This window comes from Pseudomonas sp. PD9R, assembly GCF_019200975.1.
GTDB lineage: Bacteria > Pseudomonadota > Gammaproteobacteria > Pseudomonadales > Pseudomonadaceae > Aquipseudomonas.
Genome location: NZ_JAHTMR010000001.1, coordinates 168,452 through 191,268, shown reverse-complemented (window position 1 = coordinate 191,268; position 22,817 = coordinate 168,452). Strand labels below are relative to the sequence as shown.

At 57.3% G+C, this 22,817-nt stretch carries 20 protein-coding genes and 1 other RNA gene; 14 read left to right on the top strand and 7 right to left on the bottom strand.

Annotation, left to right across the window (positions count from 1 at the left end):
• Positions 1-15: 15 nt before the first annotated feature.
• From KUF73_RS00840 to KUF73_RS00795, 10 genes are all read left to right on the top strand, one after another.
• A complete protein-coding gene (locus KUF73_RS00840; RefSeq protein ID WP_218436158.1) occupies positions 16-270 on the top strand; it encodes a type II toxin-antitoxin system Phd/YefM family antitoxin in 255 nt (84 codons plus the stop codon).
• Positions 270-680 carry a type II toxin-antitoxin system VapC family toxin gene (locus KUF73_RS00835; protein WP_218436157.1) on the top strand — a complete coding sequence of 137 codons (411 nt, stop codon included), beginning with the start codon at positions 270-272 and terminating at the stop codon, positions 678-680. The genes KUF73_RS00840 and KUF73_RS00835 overlap by 1 nt, the downstream gene beginning before the upstream one ends.
• Positions 681-886: 206 nt before the next feature.
• Entirely contained in the window at positions 887-2,302 is a 1,416-nt protein-coding gene (ccoG, locus tag KUF73_RS00830) for a cytochrome c oxidase accessory protein CcoG (RefSeq protein WP_218436156.1), read from the top strand.
• Between the two features lie 11 nt (positions 2,303-2,313).
• The gene (locus tag KUF73_RS00825) at positions 2,314-2,853 is read left to right on the top strand and encodes a FixH family protein (protein ID WP_218436155.1); all 540 of its coding nucleotides are present in this window, start codon (positions 2,314-2,316) and stop codon (positions 2,851-2,853) included.
• A gap of 136 nt (positions 2,854-2,989) precedes the next feature.
• Positions 2,990-5,440, top strand: coding sequence for a heavy metal translocating P-type ATPase (locus tag KUF73_RS00820; RefSeq protein ID WP_218436154.1), 2,451 nt, complete (start codon positions 2,990-2,992; stop codon positions 5,438-5,440).
• 22 nt (positions 5,441-5,462) lie between these two features.
• Positions 5,463-5,681 carry a cbb3-type cytochrome oxidase assembly protein CcoS gene (gene ccoS, locus KUF73_RS00815; RefSeq protein WP_218436153.1) on the top strand — a complete coding sequence of 73 codons (219 nt, stop codon included), beginning with the start codon at positions 5,463-5,465 and terminating at the stop codon, positions 5,679-5,681.
• Positions 5,674-6,357, top strand: a complete 684-nt coding sequence (locus KUF73_RS00810; protein WP_218436152.1) for a sulfite exporter TauE/SafE family protein — start codon at positions 5,674-5,676, stop codon at positions 6,355-6,357. Before ccoS ends, KUF73_RS00810 begins: the two co-directional genes overlap by 8 nt.
• 150 nt (positions 6,358-6,507) lie before the next feature.
• Entirely contained in the window at positions 6,508-7,890 is a 1,383-nt protein-coding gene (gene hemN / locus KUF73_RS00805; protein WP_218436823.1) for an oxygen-independent coproporphyrinogen III oxidase, read from the top strand.
• A 91-nt stretch (positions 7,891-7,981) separates the two neighbouring features.
• A complete protein-coding gene (fnr, locus tag KUF73_RS00800) occupies positions 7,982-8,716 on the top strand; it encodes a fumarate/nitrate reduction transcriptional regulator Fnr (protein ID WP_218436151.1) in 735 nt (244 codons plus the stop codon).
• An 80-nt stretch (positions 8,717-8,796) separates the two neighbouring features.
• Positions 8,797-9,345: an adenine phosphoribosyltransferase gene (locus KUF73_RS00795; protein ID WP_218436150.1), complete on the top strand. Its 549-nt coding sequence runs from the start codon at positions 8,797-8,799 to the stop codon at positions 9,343-9,345.
• Between the two features lie 90 nt (positions 9,346-9,435).
• On the opposite strand, the gene KUF73_RS00790 is transcribed toward KUF73_RS00795, so the two are convergent.
• From KUF73_RS00790 to dnaX, 5 genes are all read right to left on the bottom strand, one after another.
• Entirely contained in the window at positions 9,436-10,584 is a 1,149-nt protein-coding gene (locus KUF73_RS00790; RefSeq protein ID WP_218436149.1) for an acyl-CoA dehydrogenase family protein, read from the bottom strand.
• Between the two features lie 149 nt (positions 10,585-10,733).
• Positions 10,734-11,336 (bottom strand): recombination mediator RecR, encoded by a 603-nt coding sequence (gene recR, locus KUF73_RS00785; RefSeq protein ID WP_218436148.1) that lies wholly within the window; start codon positions 11,334-11,336, stop codon positions 10,734-10,736.
• Between the two features lie 66 nt (positions 11,337-11,402).
• Entirely contained in the window at positions 11,403-12,437 is a 1,035-nt protein-coding gene (locus tag KUF73_RS00780; RefSeq protein ID WP_218436147.1) for an NADP-dependent oxidoreductase, read from the bottom strand.
• 267 nt (positions 12,438-12,704) lie between these two features.
• Positions 12,705-13,043 carry a YbaB/EbfC family nucleoid-associated protein gene (locus KUF73_RS00775; protein ID WP_218436146.1) on the bottom strand — a complete coding sequence of 113 codons (339 nt, stop codon included), beginning with the start codon at positions 13,041-13,043 and terminating at the stop codon, positions 12,705-12,707.
• A 67-nt stretch (positions 13,044-13,110) separates the two neighbouring features.
• Positions 13,111-15,198 carry a DNA polymerase III subunit gamma/tau gene (dnaX, locus tag KUF73_RS00770; RefSeq protein WP_218436145.1) on the bottom strand — a complete coding sequence of 696 codons (2,088 nt, stop codon included), beginning with the start codon at positions 15,196-15,198 and terminating at the stop codon, positions 13,111-13,113.
• A gap of 135 nt (positions 15,199-15,333) precedes the next feature.
• Here dnaX and KUF73_RS00765 point away from each other — a divergent pair, with 135 nt between their 5' ends.
• On the top strand, positions 15,334-16,086 hold the full coding sequence (locus KUF73_RS00765) for an ABC transporter substrate-binding protein (protein ID WP_218436144.1): 753 nt from the start codon (positions 15,334-15,336) through the stop codon (positions 16,084-16,086).
• 113 nt (positions 16,087-16,199) lie between these two features.
• Here KUF73_RS00765 and KUF73_RS00760 read toward each other — a convergent pair whose 3' ends face one another.
• Positions 16,200-17,900: a bifunctional diguanylate cyclase/phosphodiesterase gene (locus tag KUF73_RS00760; protein ID WP_218436143.1), complete on the bottom strand. Its 1,701-nt coding sequence runs from the start codon at positions 17,898-17,900 to the stop codon at positions 16,200-16,202.
• A 288-nt stretch (positions 17,901-18,188) separates the two neighbouring features.
• Between KUF73_RS00760 and KUF73_RS00755 the strand changes: the two genes are divergently transcribed.
• The gene (locus KUF73_RS00755) at positions 18,189-18,503 is read left to right on the top strand and encodes a helix-turn-helix domain-containing protein (RefSeq protein ID WP_218436142.1); all 315 of its coding nucleotides are present in this window, start codon (positions 18,189-18,191) and stop codon (positions 18,501-18,503) included.
• Between the two features lie 176 nt (positions 18,504-18,679).
• Here KUF73_RS00755 and ffs read toward each other — a convergent pair.
• An RNA gene (gene ffs / locus KUF73_RS00750) (signal recognition particle sRNA small type) lies at positions 18,680-18,776 on the bottom strand.
• 123 nt (positions 18,777-18,899) lie between these two features.
• On the opposite strand from ffs, the gene KUF73_RS00745 reads away from it, so the two are divergent.
• Together KUF73_RS00745 and KUF73_RS00740 are read left to right on the top strand one after the other, a co-directional pair.
• Positions 18,900-20,267 (top strand): site-specific integrase, encoded by a 1,368-nt coding sequence (locus KUF73_RS00745; protein WP_218436141.1) that lies wholly within the window; start codon positions 18,900-18,902, stop codon positions 20,265-20,267.
• A 358-nt stretch (positions 20,268-20,625) separates the two neighbouring features.
• Positions 20,626-22,173, top strand: a complete 1,548-nt coding sequence (locus KUF73_RS00740) for a DEAD/DEAH box helicase (RefSeq protein ID WP_218436140.1) — start codon at positions 20,626-20,628, stop codon at positions 22,171-22,173.
• The last annotated feature ends 644 nt before the right edge of the window (positions 22,174-22,817 follow it).

Genomic DNA, 22,817 nt, shown 5'->3' with positions numbered 1-22,817 from the left:
GGAGGCCTGACCAAGATGGCCATCACCACCATTTCCAGCCGCGAATTCAACCAGGACACAAGTGGTGCCAAAAAAGCCACGCGTCAGGGGCCGGTTTTCATCACCGATCGTGGCAAGCCTGCTCACGTACTGCTAAGCATTGAGGAGTACCAAAAACTGACTGGCATCAACGCCGACATCGTCGACCTGCTGGTGATGCCGGAAGCGGCAGACATCGAGTTCGAAACCGAGCGCGCCGTGATCACTCATCGCCCCGTGGACCTGTCCTGATGTATCTACTCGACACCAATGTGATTTCTGAACTGCGCAAACCCCAGGCTGACGCCAATGTGGTCGCCTGGGCCAAAAGTGTCATCGCTCCACGCATGTTTATTTCGGCCATCACCCTGAAGGAACTGGAGACAGGCGTTCTGCAAATGGAGCGTCGAGATCCAACCCAGGGAAAGGTATTGCGGACCTGGCTCAAGCGCCACGTCCTACCGGCCTTCGATGCCAGAATCCTGCCGGTCGATGCCGCCGTGGCGCTACGCTGCGCCAGTCTGCATGTTCCAGACCGCGCCAACGAAAGTGACGCCCTGATCGCCGCCACCGCTCTGGTTCATGGGCTCACGGTGGTGACCCGTAACACCAGCGATTTTCAATCCAGCGGCGTCGCATTGATCAACCCATGGGACGAATGAGCTCACTGCCCTCACAAAACCGTCCATAATTCACGAGTCAATTGATTCAAGTCATTACACCATCGATTAATTTCTCCCAACGTGACCAAAGGTCGCACCCTTGGGCTAGAGCGACAGGCGTATCATTGCGCCACTGCAACACCTCTTTTTGACCGTGGTCGGCATGTACTGACCGGGGCATTTTTCCACTGCCGTGGGATGCAATGATGAGCAACCAGATTCCGGTACACGACGTCACCCCGCCCAACAAAAACGCGAACAACAGCGTCGACCTCTACGCCTCTCGAGAAAAGATCTACACCCGTGCCTTCACCGGTCTGTTTCGCAATCTGCGAATGCTGGGCGGCGCCTTTTTGTTTCTGTTGTATTTCGGTACGGTCTGGTTGAACTGGGCAGGCCACCAGGCCGTCTGGTGGAACCTGCCGGAGCGCAAGTTCTTCATATTCGGCGCGACCTTCTGGCCACAGGATTTCATCCTGCTCTCGGGCATCCTGATCATCAGCGCCTTCGGCCTGTTCTTCATCACGGTCTATGCCGGTCGGGTCTGGTGCGGCTATACGTGCCCACAGAGCGTCTGGACCTGGATTTTCATGTGGTGCGAAAAGGTTACTGAAGGCGACCGTAACCAGCGCATCAAGCTCGACAAGGCGCCCATGAGCGCCAACAAGTTCCTGCGCAAATTCAGCAAGCACGCCATGTGGCTGTTGATCGGTTTCATAACCGGCATGACCTTTGTCGGCTACTTCTCGCCCATTCGCGAACTGGTGATCGACTTCTTCACTGGCGAAGCTGATGGCTGGTCGTATTTCTGGGTCGGTTTTTTCACCCTCGCCACTTACGGCAACGCTGGTTGGCTGCGCGAACAAGTGTGCATTTACATGTGCCCGTACGCACGTTTCCAGAGCGTGATGTTCGACAAGGACACACTGATCGTTTCCTACGACCCGCGCCGTGGCGAAGGTCGTGGCCCGCGCAAAAAAGGCGTCGATTACAAAGCTCAGGGCCTGGGCGATTGCATCGACTGCACCATGTGCGTCCAGGTCTGCCCGACCGGTATCGACATCCGCGACGGCCTGCAAATCGAGTGCATCGGTTGTGCTGCCTGCATCGATGCCTGCGACAGCATCATGGACAAAATGGAGTACCCGCGCGGGCTGATCAGCTATACCACCGAGCACAACCTGTCGGGGCAAAAAACCAATAAACTGCGTCCGCGCCTGATTGGCTATGCCGTGGTGCTGTTGGCCATGATCGCGCTGCTGGCGACTGCGTTCTTCATGCGCTCGCTGGTTGGCTTCGATGTCAGCAAGGACCGCGTGCTGTACCGCGAGAATGCCGAAGGCCGGATTGAAAACGTCTACAGCCTGAAAATCATGAACAAGGATCAGCGCGATCACACCTATGTGCTGGAAGCTGCTGGCTTGCCGGACCTCAAGTTGCAAGGCCGACGCGAGATCAAGGTCGCGGCCGGCGATATCGTCAGCCAGCCAGTCGAATTGTCCGTTGCGCCGGAAAAACTGCCATCGAGCACCAACGAGGTGAAATTCATCCTCAAGGATGCCGATGACGACAGCGTCCGCGTTGAAGCCAAGAGCCGATTCATCGGCCCTCAAAATCGTTGAGAGAAGTGAACATGCCCGCAGCAAACGCCGCAAGTCCCTGGTACAAGCACCTTTGGCCGTGGATCATCATCGGGATTCTGGCCTGCTCGGTGACCCTGACCTTGTCCATGGTGACCATCGCGGTAACCCACCCGGACAACCTGGTCAATGACAACTATTACGAGGCCGGCAAAGGCATCAACCGCTCCCTCGACCGCGAACTGCTGGCACAGACGCTGCTGATGCGTGCCAGCGTTCATCTGGATGACGTGACCGGCGAAGTCGACCTGCGCCTGAGCGGCAACAGTCAGCCGGCAACCATAGAGCTGAACCTGATCTCGCCGACCCAACCGGAGAAAGACCGCAAAATCATCCTCGCTCGCAGCGAAACCGAGCAGGGTCGATATATCGGCCAGTTGAACGACAAGATTGAAGGCCGTCGTTTTGTGGAATTGCTGGGGTCTCAGGACGATCACGTATGGCGTATGTTCGAAGAGGAACTGGTCAGCCATGACAAGGATCTGCTACTCGGTGACGAACCGCTGCAGGGTGCCGAAGACCTGAAAAAATAGGCCATCACCTGCAGGAGCTGCCGCAGGCTGCGATCTTTTGATCTTGCTTTTAAAAACAGGATCAAAAGATCGCAGCCTCGTTTCACTCGTCAGCTCCTACGGCGATGAGGCCTTTCCAGAAGACATAATCCAGACCATGACCACTCCAACTCCCTGCTACCACTGCGCCCTGCCCGTTCCGACCGGCAGCCGCTTCACTGCGGCGGTCCTGGGGCAAACCCGTGAATTCTGCTGTCCGGGTTGCCAGGCAGTGGCCGAGGCGATTGTCGCGGGTGGGCTGGAAAGTTATTACCAGCATCGCAGCGAAGCGTCAGCCAACCCCGAAGCGCTGCCGGTGCAACTGGTGGACGAGTTGGCGCTGTACGACCGCGCCGACGTGCAGCAACCCTTTGTGCGCCACGATGGCGATCTCGCCGAAACCACATTGCTGATGGAAGGCATCAGTTGCGCTGCCTGCGGCTGGTTGATCGAGAAACACCTGCGCACCTTGCCGGCAGTGGCCGAAGCTCGCCTGAATCTCTCCAACCACCGCCTGCACGTGCGCTGGGCCGACGCACAATTACCGCTGAGTCAGATGCTCGGCGAACTGCGCCACATCGGTTATGCCGCCCACCCCTACCAGGCTGATCGAGCCAGCGAACAACTGGCCAGCGAAAACCGCCTGGCCCTGCGCCAACTCGGGGTCGCCGGGCTGCTGTGGTTCCAGGCGATGATGGCGACCATGGCCACCTGGCCGGAATTCAACATCGACCTCAGCCCCGAACTGCACACGATCCTGCGCTGGGTCGCGTTATTCCTCACCACCCCAATCGTGTTCTACAGTTGCGCGCCCTTCTTCAAGGGCGCCATTCGCGACCTGCGGACCCGCCATCTGACCATGGACGTTTCGGTGTCGCTGGCAATTGGCAGCGCCTACGTTGCCGGAATCTGGACCTCGATCACCGGCGTCGGGGAATTGTATTTCGATGCGGTCGGCATGTTCGCGCTGTTCCTGTTGGCCGGGCGTTATCTGGAGCGCCGCGCCCGGGAACGCACCGCTGCCGCCACTGCGCAACTGGTTAACCTGCTGCCCGCCTCATGCCTGCGCCTGAGTGCCGACGGCCAGAGCGAACGCATTCTGCTCAGCGAGCTTCGCGTCGGCGATCAGGTGTTGGTGCATCCGGGCGCCATCCTGCCGGCTGACGGCAAAATCCTCGACGGCCATTCGAGCATCGATGAGTCGCTGCTGACTGGCGAATACCTGCCGCAATCCCGAACCCCAGGCGATGCGGTCACCGCCGGCACCCTGAACGTCGAGGGCGCACTGACCGTGCAAGTCCAGGCGCTCGGACAAGACACACGTCTCTCTGCCATCGTTCGCCTGCTGGATCGCGCCCAGACCGAAAAACCGCGACTGGCGGAAATCGCCGACCGCGCCGCGCAATGGTTCTTGCTGCTGTCGCTGATCGCTGCTGCCATCATCGGCCTGCTGTGGTGGGAACTGGACGCATCGCGAGCATTCTGGATTGTGCTGGCGATGCTCGTTGCGACCTGCCCGTGCGCGCTGTCTCTGGCCACGCCGACCGCACTGACCGCCGCCACGGGAACGCTGCACAAACTGGGACTGTTGTTGACGCGCGGTCATGTGCTGGAGGGCCTTAACCAGATCGACACGGTGATTTTCGACAAGACCGGCACCCTGACCGAAGGTCGCCTGGCGCTGCGCTCGATCCGCCCTCTCGGCGAGCTCGACAGCGATCAATGCCTGAGCCTCGCCGCCGCACTGGAAAACCGCTCCGAACACCCGATCGCGCGCGCATTTGGCCGCGCGCCCCTGGCCGCCGAAGAAGTGCACAGCACGCCGGGACTTGGTCTCGAAGGATTGGTCGGCGAACAACGCTTGCGTATTGGCCAGCCAGGATTTGTCTGCGAACTCAGTGGCTCAACAGCACCCGTGATGCCGGATGAAGCCGGGCAATGGCTGCTGCTCGGCGACACGGCTGGACCGCTGGCGTGGCTCGTTCTCGACGATCGTTTGCGCCCCGACGCCCCTGCCCTGCTCGCCGCCTGCAAAGCACGCGGCTGGCGCACGCTGCTGCTGTCCGGTGACAGCTCGCCGATGGTGGCCAGTGTTGCGGCAGAGCTCGGCATCGACGAGGCCCGTGGCGGCTTGCGTCCGGACGACAAGCTGCAAGTCCTGCAACAACTGCACAAGGAAGGTCGCAAGGTGTTGATGCTCGGTGACGGGGTCAACGATGTGCCAGTGCTGGCCGCCGCCGACATCAGCGTCGCCATGGGCTCGGCCACCGACCTGGCGAAAACCAGCGCCGACGCAGTATTGCTGTCCAACCGCCTCGACGCACTGGTACAGGCTTTCAGTCTGGCTCGACGCACCCGTCGGGTAATCATCGAAAACCTGCTGTGGGCCGGGCTGTACAATGGCCTCATGTTGCCGTTCGCCGCCCTCGGCTGGATCACACCGGTGTGGGCCGCTGTCGGCATGTCCATCAGTTCGTTGACCGTGGTGCTCAATGCGCTGCGCCTGACTCGCTTGCCGAGCGCGCCCGCAGCCAGCGCCACGCCACAAACCCGCCCGCTGCCGGCCTGAGCCGCGCGGGAATGGAGTCCAGATGCCAGCTCTTTATGTGATGATCCCGGCCGCGCTGCTGATCGTGGCCATCGCTATTTACATCTTCTTCTGGGCGGTCGACAGCGGTCAGTACGACGACCTCGACGGCCCGGCCCACAGCATCCTGTTCGACGACCAGGACCCGAACCACACCGCAGCCGTCGACGAAGCCAGCGGCCCTCCGGCCAAACCCGACGACAAGGCGCCACCCCATGTTTGAATTGGCACCGCTGCTGGTGTCGGCAGTCATCCTCGGTCTGCTCGGTGGCGGTCATTGCCTGGGGATGTGCGGCGGCTTGATGGGCGCGTTGACCCTGGCGATTCCCAAGGAACAGCGCAGCCGCCGCTTTCGGTTGCTGCTGGCCTACAACCTGGGTCGGATTCTCAGCTATGCCACCGCAGGCCTGCTGATCGGCCTCGCGGGCTGGGCGGTAGCCAACAGCCCCGCTGCGATGTTCATGCGGGTACTCGCCGGCCTGCTGCTGATCGCCATGGGCCTGTACCTGGCCGGATGGTGGAGCGGCCTGACCCGCATTGAAAGCCTGGGGCGCGGCCTGTGGCGGCATATCCAGCCGGTTGCCAATCGATTGCTGCCAGTGTCGAGCGTACCTCGCGCGTTGCTGTTGGGTGCACTCTGGGGCTGGTTGCCCTGCGGCCTGGTTTACAGCACGTTGCTGTGGTCGGCGAGCCAGGGTAATGCGCTGGACAGTGCGTTACTGATGCTCGCCTTTGGACTGGGCACTTGGCCGGTGCTGCTCGCCACCGGGTTGGCGGCCGAGCGGGTTACGGCGCTGTTGCGCAAGCGCAGTGTGCGTATGGCGGGCGGTTTTCTGGTGATGCTGTTCGGGATCTGGACCTTGCCGGGGCCGCATCAGCATTGGTTGATGGGGCATTGAATCGCAAAAATCAAAAGATCGCAGCCTGCGGCTGCTCCTACCTGAGCGATCTTTTGATCTTAAAACCTTTTGATGCAAATCAAGATCCACAAAAGTCCATCCCCCTAGACTGGCCAACACTGCCAGCCTATCCGGGGGAATGTCCGCATGTTGCTCGACGCCATTCGTTGGGACACCGATCTGATCCGCCGCTATGACCTGGCGGGACCGCGCTATACCTCCTACCCGACCGCCGTTCAATTCAACAGCCAGGTCGGCACCTTCGACCTTTTTCACGCCCTGCGCGACAGTCGCAAGGCTCAGCGCCCATTGTCGCTGTATGTACACGTGCCGTTCTGCGCCAACATTTGTTACTACTGCGCCTGTAACAAAGTCATCACCAAGGATCGCGGCCGGGCACTGCCCTACTTGCAGCGACTGGAACAGGAAATCCAGTTGATCGCCTGCCATCTCGACCCAGCGCAAAAAGTCGAGCAACTGCACTTCGGCGGCGGCACGCCGACTTTTCTCAGCCACGACGAACTGCGTCAGTTGATGGCGCACCTGCGCAAACACTTCAACTTGCTGGACGACGACTCCGGCGACTACGGCATCGAAATCGACCCGCGTGAAGCCGACTGGTCGACCATGGGTCTGCTGCGCGAATTGGGCTTCAACCGGGTCAGCATCGGCCTGCAAGACCTCGACCCGGCGGTGCAGCGCGCAGTCAATCGCCTGCAAAGCCTGGAGGAAACCCGAGCAGTCATCGACGCGGCCCGCACCCTGCAATTTCGCTCGATCAATATCGACCTGATCTACGGTTTGCCGAAACAGACCCCGGAGAACTTCGCCCGCACCGTCGAAGAGGTCATCACCTTGCAACCGGACCGGCTCTCGGTCTTCAACTACGCGCACTTGCCGGAACGTTTCATGCCGCAACGCCGCATCAACAGTAATGAGTTGCCGACGCCCGCGCAGAAACTGGAAATACTCCAGCACACTATCGAACAGCTGACCACCGCCGGTTACCGCTATATCGGAATGGACCACTTCGCCCTGCCCGACGATGAGCTGGCGATTGCCCAGGAAGAATCGACTTTGCAACGCAACTTCCAGGGCTACACCACCCACGGGCATTGCGATCTGATCGGCCTGGGCGTATCGGCCATCAGCCAGATCGGCGACTTGTACTGCCAGAACAGCAGCGACCTGGCTCAATACCAGAACGCCTTGGCGTCCGCACAATTGGCCACCAGTCGAGGCTTGCTATGCAACGCCGATGATCGTCTGCGGCGCACGGTGATTCAGCAATTGATCTGCAATTTCAGCCTCGAATTCGTCCCGATCGAACACGCCTTCAACATCGATTTCCAGGGCTATTTCGGCGAACTTTGGCCGCAGTTGCACGACATGGCCAAGGACGGCCTGATCGAACTCGACAGCGAAGGAATCACCGTATTGCCTGCCGGCCGTCTACTGGTACGCTCGGTGTGCATGGTTTTCGATGTGTACCTGGAACAACACAGTCGCCGACGGTTTTCCCGGGTCATCTAGGCCTGCGGCAAATCCGCCACGTGCTGGCCTCAATGTCCTTTGCTGGGTTACCCTTACATCTTATGTGTGTTTTCCTACAAGGATTGAAGAAATGTCCGAGCCAGTTAAATTGCGCGCTCATAATCAGGCCCATTGCAAGGATTGCAGCTTGGCCCCGCTGTGTTTGCCGCTTTCACTGAACCTGGAAGACATGGACGCGCTGGACGAAATCGTCAAGCGTGGTCGCCCGCTGAAAAAGGGCGAGTTTCTGTTTCGCCAAGGCGATACGTTCGACTCGGTTTACGCCGTACGCTCCGGTGCGCTGAAGACGTTCAACCTGAGCGATGCCGGCGAAGAACAGCTCACCGGTTTCCACTTGCCGAGTGAACTGGTCGGTCTGTCGGGCATGGACACCGAAAAGCACCCGGTGTCGGCGCAAGCGCTGGAAACCACATCGGTTTGCGAAATTCCCTTCGAGCGACTCGACGAACTGGCTCTGCAACTGCCGCAACTGCGCCGCCAGTTGATGCGGGTGATGAGTCGCGAGATCCGCGACGATCAACAGATGATGTTGCTGCTGTCGAAAAAAACCGCCGACGAGCGCATCGCCACTTTCCTGGTCAACCTGTCGGCACGTTTCCGCGCCCGGGGTTTCTCGGCCAATCAGTTCCGCCTGAGCATGTCACGCAACGAAATCGGCAACTACCTGGGCCTGGCAGTGGAAACCGTGTCACGGGTGTTCACGCGCTTCCAGCAAAACGAACTGATCGCCGCCGAAGGCAAGGAAATCCGGATACTGGACCCGATCCAGCTTTGTGCCCTGGCTGGCGGTTCGATCGAAAGCTGATTGGGTTGATCGCGGCTGAGCGAAACCGTTCGGCCGCCGTTATACTGCGACGTTTGCAGCCCTGCCAGGATTCTTCGACTATGGCTTTCGATGCCTTCGACATCAAATCCCTCATCCGCCCCGTGATCGACTTCCCCAAGCCGGGCGTGATTTTTCGCGACATCACCCCGCTATTCCAGTCGCCCACCGCCCTGCGCCTGGTGATGGACAGCTTCGCCCATCGTTACGTCGAGGCTGACTTCACCCACATCGGCGCCATGGATGCGCGTGGCTTCCTGATTGGCTCGGTGCTGGCCTATCAGTTGAACAAGCCGCTGGTGCTGTTCCGCAAACAAGGCAAGTTGCCGGCCGATGTATTGGCCGAAGGTTATGCGACCGAATACGGTGAAGCATTTCTCGAAGTCCACGCCGACAGTCTGTGTGAGGGTGATTCGGTAGTGATGTTCGATGACCTGATCGCTACCGGTGGCACCCTGATTGCGGCGGCGAACCTGATTCGTCGCATGGGTGCACGGGTGCATGAAGCGGCGGCGATCATCGACCTGCCGGAGTTGGGTGGTTCGCAGCGCCTGGAAGACATGGGTATCCCGACCTTTTGCCTGACGCAGTTTGCGTTGAGCGATAAGTAGCAGAAATCAAAAGATCGCAGACTTCGGCAGTTCCTACATTGGGATGACGTACACCCTGCAGGAGCTGCCGAAGGCTGCGATTTTTTGCCTCTAAAGCCCCATCTGCTTACTGATGATTTCGTTCATCACTTCCCGCGTACCGCCACCGATCGAAAGAATCCGGTTATCGCGGTACAGCCGCTCTACCAGACTCTCGCGCATATACCCCATACCACCCAATATCTGCACGGCATCCGTGGTGATCCGGTCTGCCGTATCGGTCGCGAAGTTCTTGGCCATGGAGATTTCCTTGATCACGCTCTGCCCCGCCGCCATTTTCGCCGCCTGCCGGTAGGTGAACTCCCGTGAAACCTCCAATGCTGTCGCCATCTCGGCGAGGCGGTGCTTGATCACCTGGAATTTGCCGATGGGTTTGCCGAATGCTTCACGCTGCCGTGCCCATTTCAGGCTTTCCTCCAGCGCTAGCTGCGCGGTCATGTTGGCCATCAGGGCCAGGGCAAGGCGTTCACTCTGAAAGTTGCCCATGATGCAGGCGAAGCCCATGTTCTCGCTGCCGATCAAATGGCCTACAGGCACCCGGCAATCATCGAAGAACAATTCGGCCGTGTCCGACGCCCACCAGCCCATTTTCTTCAATTGCCGCCCCACGGTGAAACCGGGCGTGCCCTTCTCGATCAACAACAAACTGATACCGGAAAAACCCGGCTCACCGGTACGCACGGCGACGGTATAGAAATCCGCACGCACGCCGCTGGTAATAAAGGTTTTACTGCCGCTGACCCGGTAGAAATCGCCGTCACGCACGGCGCGGGTTTGCAGGTTGGCGACGTCGGAGCCGCCGCCGGGCTCGGTGATGGCCAGGGCGCTGATTTTCTCGCCTGACAACACCTGCGGCACTACCCGGTCACGGACTTCAGGCCTGGCCCACTTGAGGATCGGCGGCAAGCCGATGTCCAGCGACCCAAGTCCCGCCACCAAGCCACCCGAGCCGCAGCGCATCAATTCTTCGCTGGCAGCCACTTTGGCGAACAGGTCACCTTCGTGGCTACCGCCGAACGCCTCCGGGTAACCGATGCCGAGAATCCCCGCCGCACCGGCCTTGAGGTAGAGCTCCCGGGGAAAGCTTTCAGCTTCTTCCCACTGGTCAATGTCCGGAAGTATCTCGCGCTCGACGAAACGTCTGACGCTGTCGCGGACCAATTGGTGGCTGGGGTCGAAGTATTCCTGAAAGGCAGGCATCGGCGAACTCCACTGAAGGGTTCAGCGAAGTTAACCGAGCGCTTGCTTGGTTTACAAGAGAGAAGACAGATCAAAAGATCGCAGCCTGCGGCAGCTCCTGCATGAGGATGGCGTACACCCTGCCGCAGGCTGCGATCTTTTGATTTTTATTACAGAGTGATCGGCTTACGCCCCGCAAACGAATGCGCCAGCGTCCCGCCATCCACTAACTCCAGCTCGCCACCCAACGGCACGCCGTGGGCAATGCGCGAGGCGATCAGGCCTTTGTTGCTGAGCAACTGGGCGATGTAGTGTGCGGTGGCTTCACCTTCCACGGTCGGGTTGGTGGCGAGGATGACTTCAGTGAACGTGCCCGCCTCTTCGATCCGCGTCATCAATTGCGGAATGCCGATGGCTTCCGGGCCTAGCCCGTCGAGCGGCGACAGGTGGCCCTTGAGTACGAAATAGCGACCGCGGAAACCGGTCTGCTCCACAGCGTAGACATCCATAGGCCCTTCCACCACGCAAAGCAAGGTGTCGTCGCGACGGGTATCGGCGCATTGCGGGCAGAGGTCATCTTCGGTCAGCGTACGGCATAAACGGCAATGACCGACGCCTTCCATGGCCTGGCTCAGGGCCAGCGCCAGTCGCGAGCCGCCGCTACGATCACGTTCGAGCAACTGCAACGCCATGCGCTGGGCGGTTTTCTGACCTACACCGGGCAAAATTCGCAGGGCATCGATCAGTTGGCGAATCAAAGGGCTGAAGCTCATGGGGAAAAAGTCCGACAAAACAACGAGACGCGGTTTATACCCGCGCCTCGTATGACCGTCAATTACTCAGTCTTTTGCAACCCGAACCACCAGTTTGCCGAAGTTGCGTCCTTCCAGCAGACCGATGAACGCCTCGGGCGCTTGCTCCAGGCCATCGACCACGTCTTCTCGAAACTTGACCTTGCCATCGCGCACCCAAGGCGCCATGGCGCTGACGAATTCCGGCTGACGATCACCGTAATCGTCGAACACGATGAAGCCCTGAATTCGCACACGCTTGGTCAACAGCGCGCGCTGCAATAACGGTAAGCGATCCGGCCCGCTTGGCGCCTCGGTGGCGTTGTAGGACGCAATCAGCCCACACAGTGGAATTCGCGCCTTGGGGTTGAGCAGCGGCACTACAGCGTCGAACACTTTGCCACCGACGTTTTCGTAATAGATGTCGATGCCTTTGGGGCAAGCCTGGGCGAGCTCATCAACAAAGTCCGGACTCTTGTGGTCGACGCAAGCATCGAAGCCCAACTCTTCGATCACATAGCGACATTTCTCCGCGCCGCCGGCCACGCCCACTACGCGCAGGCCTTTGATCCTGGCCACTTGCCCGACCACTGAACCCACCGCACCCGACGCGGCTGCGACCACAAGCGTCTCACCGGACTTCGGCTGGCCGATGTCCATCAAGCCCATGTAAGCGGTCATGCCCGGCATGCCGAGGACGCCGAGGGCCATTGACGGGCTTGGCAGACCTGAGGGCACCGGAATGATGCTGCGACCGTCATTGATGCTGTGGCTTTGCCAGCCCGTGGCGCCCACCACCAGATCACCTTCCTGGAATTTTGGATTGAGCGAGCGCTCGACGCGGCTGACAGCGCCACCGGTCATCACCTCACCGATTTGTACCGGTGCTGCGTAGGACGGCGCGTCACTCATGCGCCCGCGCATGTAGGGGTCCAGCGACAGATAGAGGGTTTTGAGCAGCACCTGACCGTCAGCCAGCTCGGGCAACGCGACCCGTTCCAGGCGGAAATTCTCCGGCGTCGGTGCGCCAACCGGGCGCGAGGCCAGGACGATACGTTGGTTGAGGATCAATGCGTCTGGCATGTGAGCGTCTCCTTTGATCGATGAATTGGGCGGTTTAGGGAGCAGACCGTGAGGGCGGTGGCGCGTTCGATGTTTCTTCCCGCAAGACTGGGTCGACCGTTTCGCGGGCAAGCCTCGCTCCTACAGGTTTATGGTGTGCCGAACATCCGCAAACAACCGAAACCTGTAGGAGCGAGGCTTGCCCGCGAAAACGATCTCGACCCGATACAAAAATGCCAGGCGCGATGCCTGGCATTTTTTGTAGCCCATCCAACACGCTTTAGCGAATCAGAACGGCAGTTTCATGCCCGGTGGCAGTTGCATGCCAGCGGTCATGCCGGACATTTTGTCCTGGCTGTTGGCTTCGATCTTGCGCACGGCGTCATTGACGGCCGCTGCGAACACCGCCTCCAGCATCTCTTTGTCATCTTCGCTCAGGCCTTCGACCAGGCTTGGGTCGATGGTCACGCGCTTGACGTCGTGACGACCGGTCATCACCACGGTGACCATATCGCCACCGGCTTTACCGATGACTTCGGCGTTGGCCAGCTCTTCCTGCATCTTGGCCATTTTTTCCTGCATTTGCTGCGCCTGCTTCATCAGGCCGGCCATGCCACCTTTCATCATGGTAATCACCTCAAAGTACTTGGATTAAAACAGCGCCCGGCCCTTTTGGCCGAACGCCTTCAGTTAACTAGCCCTGACTGACCAGGGCTTCGACAGGTTCAATAGTATCGTTACGGACCACCGCACCGAACTGCTGCATCATTTGCTGGATGAACGGATCACCGTGGATCGACTCCTCGGCTTCGCGCTGACGGTTGGCACGACGGCGAGATGCTGCCTGGGCCGGGGTTTCCTGCTCGGGCTTGATCAGCTCCATGGTCAGGGTCAGCGTGCGCCCGTGATACTGGTTCAACGCATCGTTGAGCCGACGTTGCTGGGTCGCGTTGAACAAGGCGCTGTGGGCCGGGTCCAGGTGCAACAGCCAGTTGTCGCCATCCACAGCGATTAGCGTGCAGTTGGCGGCGATGCTGCCGGTCATGCCGGAAATCGGCAGGTTCGGGAACAGCTCCAGCCATTGCAAGGCCAATCCCGTGGCTGGCGCGGCAGCAGGCTCGGGTTCCGGTTCTGCGGCTGGCTCGGCGGCGTGCTCGCTGGCCAGCTCATCGAGGTAGCTGTAGGCCGAGTCCATGTCTGGCTCGATATAGTCCTCGTCCAGCGGCGGCTCGTCGTCCTGATCCATGCCCGGCGTGGCAGCATCGACGTCGGCCACGGACGGCTCTGGAATCGGCGCGGCGGCCCACTCTGGCGCGTCCGGCACCGCGCTGTCCGGCGTTGGCAGCGGCATCGGTGGCAATTCGGGTTGTTCGCTGGCGGTTTCCAGTACCGGCTCGACCGCTGGCTGCTGGACAGGCGCAGGCTCGACCGGATCATTCCACGGCAAGTCGACCACTTCTTCGACCACGACCGCTTCGACGACCGCTTCAACCACGGCCTCGGGCACAACCGCCGGCACAACCGGCTCAGCCACAGGCGCTGGCATCGGAGCAACGAGCGGTACAGGCTCGACGGGGGCAGCTGCCGCAGCGACTACCGACGCAGCAACCGGCGTGGCAGCCACTGATTTGGCGGAATCAATCGTGGCCTGACTGATCCCCACTGGCTTTAGCGGGTGCCTCGGGGCATCCGCGGTGTCGGCGGGGCGGAACGCGAGCATCCGCAGCAGCACCATTTCGAAACCACCTCGCGGGTCTGGTGCCAGCGGCAAATCGCGGCGGCCGATCAGGCCCATCTGGTAGTAGAACTGCACATCTTCGGCCGGCAGCGCTTGGGCCAACGCCAATACCCGATCGCGGTCGCCGTGGCCGTTGTCGACGCCTTCAGGCAAGGCCTGGGCGATGGCGACACGATGCAAAACATTGAGAATTTCCGAGAGCACGCCGCTCCAGTCCGGGCCTTGTTCGGCCAGATGACGGACAGCTTCGAGCAACGCCTTGGCGTCACCTTCGATCAGCGCATGCAGGACGTCATAGACCTGACCATGATCGAGGGTCCCGAGCATCGCCCGCACATCGGCGGCCATGACCTTGCCTTCACCGAAGGCGATCGCCTGATCGGTCAGGCTCATCGCGTCGCGCATCGAACCATCGGCAGCGCGGCCCAGCAACCACAGCGCATCGTCTTCGAACGGCACCTTTTCGACGCCCAGCACGTGGGTCAAATGCTCGACGACACGCTCCGGGGTCATGTTCTTCAGAGAGAACTGCAGGCACCGCGACAGAATCGTTGCAGGAAGTTTCTGCGGGTCAGTGGTGGCCAGGATGAACTTGACGTAGGGTGGCGGCTCTTCGAGGGTTTTCAGCAGCGCATTGAAGGAATGGCTGGAAAGCATGTGCACTTCGTCGATCAGGTAGACCTTGAAGCGCCCACGGCTCGGCGCGTACTGCACGTTATCGAGCAGCTCGCGGGTGTCCTCGACCTTGGTGCGGCTCGCGGCGTCGATCTCGATCAGGTCGACGAAACGGCCCTCATCGATCTCGCGGCACACCGAACACTCGCCACAAGGCGTTGAAGTGATACCTGTTTCACAGTTCAGGCATTTGGCGATGATCCGCGCGATGGTGGTCTTGCCGACCCCGCGCGTACCGGTGAACAGGTAGGCGTGGTGCAGCCGCTGGCTGTCCAAGGCATTGATCAGAGCCTTGAGCACATGGGTCTGGCCGACCATTTCGCGGAACGAGCGCGGACGCCATTTACGTGCAAGAACCTGATAACTCATCGAAAACCGTCGCCACGAAGGAAGCTGAAGCGGCTAATGCTAGCGGAGCAAGGCCAAAATTGCATCCGGTGTGCTCGCCTAATCTGGCTAAGCTGCATTTTGGGGGCTTTTAGTTTCAAAAATAGCGGAGCGTTTATGCGGTTGGCCTTGGGGGCACTGCTGTTGATCAGCTTGGACGGCACCGCAGCTGGCGCGCCGTTGCGCTTTGTAGTGCCCGACAGTTGGGCGATGCCGATGGTGCAGCTGGAACGAGGCCGGCCGACTCAAGGCATCCTGTACGACGTGATGCTGAGCCTGGCGACCCAGGTCGGCGTACCGGCGGAGTTCCATGTATTGCCTCGGGCACGGGTGCAAAACGCGATGGAGCATGGCGAGGTTGATGTCCGCTGCTACGCCGCACAATCCTGGATGCCGAACCAGTCAGGTGATTACATCTGGAGTATCCCGCTCTGGTCCCAACCGGACATGCTGATCAGCCGCCCCGCCCCGTCTGCCACCATTATTCCGGCGAACTTGACGCCCCAATCCATCGGTACCGTGCTTGGTTACAGCTACCCGACCCTGCAACCGCTGTTCGACAGCAACCGGTTGCACCGCGACGACGCCCGCAATCAGGAGCAGGTGCTGGAAAAACTCCAGGCCGGGCGCAATCGCTATGCCGTCAGCAATCAATGGACGCTGGACTGGTTCAATCAGCGCCTGATGCCCGAGCAGCAATTGCAGAGTGTGGCGGTGCTGCAGGAGCAAAACGTTGGTTGCTATGTGCGCAACGACCCCGGCGTGCCGGTGCAGCGGATCCTGCGCACGTTGCTGCGGATGAAAATGTCTGGGGAAATTGATGACATCATTCGGCTCTACATCGGCGGCAAGACTGAAACCAACCCATAGCCTGTGGGAGCGAGCCTGCTCGCGATAGCAGTTTTTCAGTCCAGTTGATGCTGAATGTGCTGCAGCCTTCGCGAACAGGCTCGCGCCTGCAAGGTGAAGTGTTGATTTAACAATCAAGCCGTTTCATCCAGCACCCTCCACTGCACCGGCGCAACAAAACCGGCCACCCAATCCGGTACCTCCGCTGCCGGCATCGGCCGCGCAATGAAATAGCCCTGCGCCACCTCACAGCCCAGTTGCAGCAACAACTCACCGTGCTCGACACTCTCCAGCCCCTCGGCAATCACCTGACGGTCAAACGCACGGGCCAGGCCGATCACTGCCGTCGTCAGAGCAAGGTCGTCGCGGTCATGAAGAATGTCGCGCACGAAAGACTTATCGATCTTGATGGTTTGGGTGCGCAACCGTTTGAGGTAACTCAGTGACGAGTAACCGGTGCCAAAATCCCCCAATGAAAACTGCACACCCAGCGCCTGGCAAGCCTGCAAACAATCGCTGACGTGCTGAATGTTCTCAATGGCAACCGACTCGACGATCTCCAGGTCCAGCCTTTGCGGTGCAACCTGTGAATGCCGCGCCAGCACATCTCCCAGGCGATCGACAAAGTCTGCACGCTGAAAATGCCGCGCCGCAATATTGATACTCACCGGCCAGTCATGCCCGGCCTGTCGCCACTGATCCAACTGCGACAGCACCTGCTCCATGACCCATTCACCAATATCAATGATCAGGTCCGTCTCTTCTACCAACGGCAAAAACTCCCGGGCGGCGACCATGCCATCCTGCGGATGCGCCCAACGCAACAGCGCTTCGAAACCGACGACCTGGCCACGCCGCATGTTGACCTTGGGCTGAAAATGCAGACGCAACTCATCGGCCGCCAGCGCCTGGCGCACCCGCTCAACCGTCTGATGAGTGGCCTTGACCTCGCGATCCCGGGATACATCGAATAAATGAAAGCGTTTGCGACCACTTTGCTTGGCCACATACATGGCCTGATCAGCGTGACGCAGCAGGGTTTCGGCATCTTCGTTATCGTGGGGAAACAGCGTCACGCCGATGCTGGCGTACACATGGATGTCTTTGCCGTGCAGTGAGTACGGCGCCGAGATGGTTGCCAGCACCCGGTTCAGCGCCGCACGCAGTTCCGGCAAGTCGCGCACATAACGCAACACCAGCACGAACTCGTCGCCGGCCAGTCGCGCGACTACGTCCTCACCGCGAACGATACCGCGCAGGCGCTTGGCCACTTCCACCAGCAACAAATCGCCACTGGCATGCCCGTAACCATCGTTGACGGCCTTGAAGCCGTCGAGGTCGAGCATGCACACCGCCAGCGGAATACTTTCCTGGCGCGAGAACTCCAGCGCCTGATCCAGCAAATCCGATAGAAACGCCCGGTTTGGCAGCCCGGTCAGCACGTCATGCCCGACCCGCCATTGCAGGGAGTGCAGAAGCTGGCGTTTTTCACTGATGTCGAAACGAATCGATAAATAGCGCTCGACTCGCCCGTTGGCGTTATCGAGTACCGGCACCATGGTGCTTTCAACCCAATACAAGCTGCCGTCTTTGGCGCGATTGCAGATCTCGCCCTTCCATACATTGCCCAAGGCGATGGTGCGCCACATCCCGGCGAAAAATTCTGCGGAATGCATGCCGGAATTAAGCATACGATGGTTCTGCCCGAGCAGTTCCTCACGGCTGTAGCCGGACACTGCGCAGAACTGATCATTGACGTGGGTGATCCGGCCGGCCAGGTCGGTCTCGGAAAAAATCGCGGCGGCATCCACTGCCCTGCGGTACTTCTCATCCATGAGTCAGGCTCGCTGTCGCTGGCGGTGGAACCGTTTAAGGCAGCAACACCACTAATGGTAAATTCGGGAGGTTTTCAGAGCCAACCAGGCGCGCTCGCAACCGTGCGAGAAAGTGCAGCCATGGCCGTTTAACATCACTCAAACTTCTGAGAACAGGTGACTAAAAGCCCCGTTTGGGCGGCGATTCTACGAAATGCATCACATTTTGCAAAGCAAGGTGATGAATCATGCCGTTGTCTAATGCAAAAATCTATCGTTAAGTTCTTGATTGTAAATGGGAATTGAGCAATGCAAATTTCAAGTTTGGGTCCGGCCATCCGGCGCTACCGAAAGGTCGCGGGGCTTACTCAGGCTGAACTTGGCGAAAGAACCGGTTTTGACCCTAAAACCATCAGCCGCTTCGAAACCGGCACCTATACCCCCAGCGTGGACGTACTCTTCCTGCTTGCCGATGTGCTGGGCGTGAAGCTGAAAGCCTTTTTTGCCGACCTCGGCGATGAAGACGAACAGCGGGCGTATCTGTTCGATGTCATTCATAAAGCCACCCCGAAGGATCTGGGAAAGCTGATTGCAGCGGTTGACCAGGCCTTGTCCAAGCCTTAGTGCCAGAAAAGAAAAAGGAGGCCGACTTGTCGCACTCGACAGGTCGGCCTCCTTTTTATGCGTCACACAAATCGAAGACGAAAAAAAACCGCGATGGATGAAATCCATGGCAGTGCAATAGAAGTGTTTTTGATCAGATAACGCGAGTGAGGACTCGCGGTGCGTTATGGAGGCAACCCCACCAGCCACACCCCGGCACACAATGTTCCCGCTGTGGCTGCTTCCTTCCGGATCTGACCAGGTTCACGGGTAATCGTTGCGGGGGGACCGATGGGGTCAGGGTTTCAGGCTCTTTGGGTTGCAATATTTCTACCGTGCAAACTCGCTGCACGGGCAGTCAGAAAACGGGGTGTAGTCAGCACTGTACAACTTTGCTGTACAACACAGGTGTACAACATGGCCTACATAACCCGCCGTGGACCCGTCTATTACCTGAATCTCAGGCTACCCGAGCATCTCTTCCCGAGGTGTCACACCTTGCGTTTGAGCCTGAACATTCGGCATCGTCAACACGCACTCTTCCTGGCGACCTCACTCGCCCAGCAAGTCCACAGCCACTTGAACGCCCACCCCATGGCTGACCTTCAGACGCTGCGTAGGCTGTGTTCGGAGTGGCGAGACTCTGCCCCCTCACCAACGATCCCACCTGCTGTACGGAAAACGCCAACCAATGCCGTGATGCGGAACAGTGACGGCCCTACGCTCGCCAACTTGTCCAAGCTCTATATAGAAGAGGGAAAACGTGGTGGCACGTGGCGTGAGGTCAGCACCCACGAAGTTGAACGCTCAATACGAGATTTGTTCGAACTGATGGGCGACATGCCCGTTGAAGCATTCGACGTACAGCAAGCCCGACTATTGAAAGATCGTCTCTGTCGCTGTCCACAGTACTTCGGCCTACGCCCCGAATATGAAGGCAAGACCCTGAAGCAGGTCGTTGAGTCAGGCGCCACTTACAAGACCATCACCGCCGTTACCGTGAACAACCGCTTACGTAAGCTCTCGGCATTCATGAACTGGTGCAAGACAAATGGATATGTAGCGGACAACCCATTGCTGGGACTCAAGGTCATGACCGGGCCTGCCAAGGAAGCCCGGTTGTCATTTGATCGACAGGATCTGACCATCCTACTGGATCTGGCGGAACTCAAAGCAGAAGCCCGCAAGCATCCATGGCGTTACTGGCTGCCGCTGCTTGGGCGAGCCACCGGGGCAAGACTGGAAGAACTCTGCCAACTGCGTGTGGATGACTTCATTGAACAACAGGGCATTCAATGCATCCGCATTGATGACAACAGCGAAGGCCAGAACCTCAAGAACGCCAGCAGTCGCCGTTTGCTACCCATCCACCCTACCCTGATCGAACTGGGTCTTCTGGGCCACGTTGAGTCAGTCAGGGGCACCGGGGCAGATCGCCTATTTCATGGACTTGAACCAATACGGGGAAAGCTGGGCCATGCGCCGTCGAAGTGGTTCGGACGTTACAAGAAAAAACGCGGAATTACTGACCCCAGGAAAACATTCCACAGTTTTCGACATACGCTCATCGATGATCTTCGGGACTCCGGGGTTCAAGACTCTCTAATTAAGCGAATTGCAGGACACGAGGACGGTGCAGTGACGTTCAGCATCTACGGCAGTCGCAGCCCGTTGAAGGCTATGGTAGACGCACTGCGACACATTGAACTGGGACCTCAAGTCCAAGTAGCCGAGCTTTGCCATACAAACCAAACATCCATGGATACGGAGACCAACGATGACTGACATCAGCTTGCTGGTCGACATGATCCCAGGAAAATAAAAAACGTGCCTGCGGAACTTTACAACCCCACGAAGGCACCCAAAACAATTACATCAAATTAAAAAACACAGAACTAACACCACCCCACAATATCAACAAAACAGCCGCCATAACGATTTAATCAAATCCATATTTGATACAAACAACATAACCATACCTAACCCCCTAAAAGTTTAACAAAAAGCAAATATTCATCCAAAATCTGTTTAGGACTTCTCGATCATGGTGTACGCTGCTCTCAAATCGAAAGCAGCCGACTGAAAGAGATGGACACCCATCACTTTTAGCAGGCTTTTATCCGCCAAAAAAAGGTAAGTTTTAATGAACAAAAAAATCATTTACACAGCAATCGCAATACCCGGAAGCGGCAAAACAAAAGCGGCTCTTGCAGCAATCCCTGGGATGCTTAGCCTTGGAAAGAAAGTCCTTTTTGTTGCACCTACATTTGCACTTGCCGATCAGGTTTTTGATGATATCAGCAACATCAGTAGCTCCATTAAACCAATCAAAGTTGATTCACGGAACGGGGTAATGGCAGAAGCCACATTGAATAAAATGCTAAATCCCAAAGAAAGCAAATATTTTATTATCTGCCAACATGCAAGCTTCCAAAAGTGTTCAACCACGTATTTAGGAAGCTGGACTATTATCATTGATGAGTTGCCAATGCCAATTAACCTTAGACATGCCACGTTCGATAACACACAGCTTAGGCGACTGGAACTTGTCGAAAACATTGGGGGCCAGCTGCAAATTAAAAATAACATGCAAGAACCAATCAAAAATGAGATCAACACTTTCAACAAAGACAATGGCATGTACAACAATAAAATTAACAGTACTCTGGCGGCATCCACGCACGACATCTATAAAGCGATTGTCAATAAAACCCCTGTCTTTGTTGACACCACACAAAACAAAAACGGGGAGTCTAACTCCAACAAGGACAATCCAAAAACGATAATTCGCATTATCGAAGAATATGGATTCTTTGAACGATTCCATGCTGCGCGAGAGGTACATCTACTTTCAGCCACTCTTGATGGATCACTATTTGATTGGTTTGCACGTGCAAACGGCTTCACTTATGAAAAGTCGTCCTTTGCCCCAAACAATGTCAAAAATTGCAAAGATGTAACTATCTACCCCATGCTATCCGACGACAATTACTGTTCCCGAGGGGTTTTGGACTCAGTGGATGCTACATCTGATGAAGGTCACAAAACCTTGTATTCGATTACGAAATTGATAGATAGTCATTTAGGTGATGAGCAAAAATGTTTGATGTTCTCGTATAACTGGGGACAACAAGCACATGGAAATAAATTCACACAATGCAAAATTGATAGCCGTGGCCTTAATAATTTTAGCCACACACATAACGCATTCATGATATTCCATGGCAACCCGACACCAATTGCCCGCAGGTCTCTTGAATTCATTGCCCAAAAATACAATGGATCAATTGCAGAACTGGAAAGGGCTTGGAAATTCACACATAAACTGGAAATGACCTTGCAGAATGCATTTCGTACTTCACTGCGAAACAAAGAAACTAACGAACCTGTTAACTTGTATGTCCAAGACAGCGAAACAGCACAGTTTTTTCAAAACACATATCTTCCGGATGCAATTCTCGACGATAGCCTGGCCAAAACCTACAAGGTGAAGAAGATTCCAGGACCCGCCCCCCATCCTGCAAAGGATCGAGCTCTTGAACTGCTCAAAGCAGGTATGAAACAGGTTGATGTAGCAAGAATAACTGGACTGAACAAAATGACCATCTCCAATTATGCGAAAACCCTTCGTCCAACTATTACTTCGACATCCAACTCAAAATCGTTAAACACCCTTGAGGAATGGTTGTAAACCCGAACCTGACTACTCTAAAAAGTAAACAGTTCCCTTAAAGATCTATAAGGCATCCATTTACAAATCACAGCTAAAAGCGTTCAAGCTCATTCTAGAACCAGAACAGCTATTCCAATAACAAAGACAAACGGAATGCCGCAGGCATGACGTCGCGAAGCGACCAACAACCCTATTTGGACAGCGCAATACATCTAGATTTCAAGACTACTAGAACCATCAGTTTTCAGACGCTGGCTTGGTTCTTCCAATGCTACCAGCAGTACCAAAAACATTTATAACCTAAAAATTATAATCGGTTCATATGGGTCTACCCGACCCTACGGGTGCACTCGCAGCGCTCGTGCATATCCAACTAAACCTCACAGAACTCCATCTGTTTATTACAACGCTTTTAACGGTATATAGTTCCGAGAAGAAAATCCGTTCTAGACGCCGACGGCGCTCTTTCGGATGTTTCTACGGCCGCCATGGAATTCAAAAAACTTAGATGTAGGTTGAGCATAATCGTACCCATGCAAGCACCATCGCTTTAAAATTACCCCTTCAAAGTGTTTAGATTGGAGTAAGCCATTCTGTAAAATTGAATGTATACCACCCTCAAAAATGCGAAACTTCTGGCTTTCCGCTGGGGTGGTCGCATC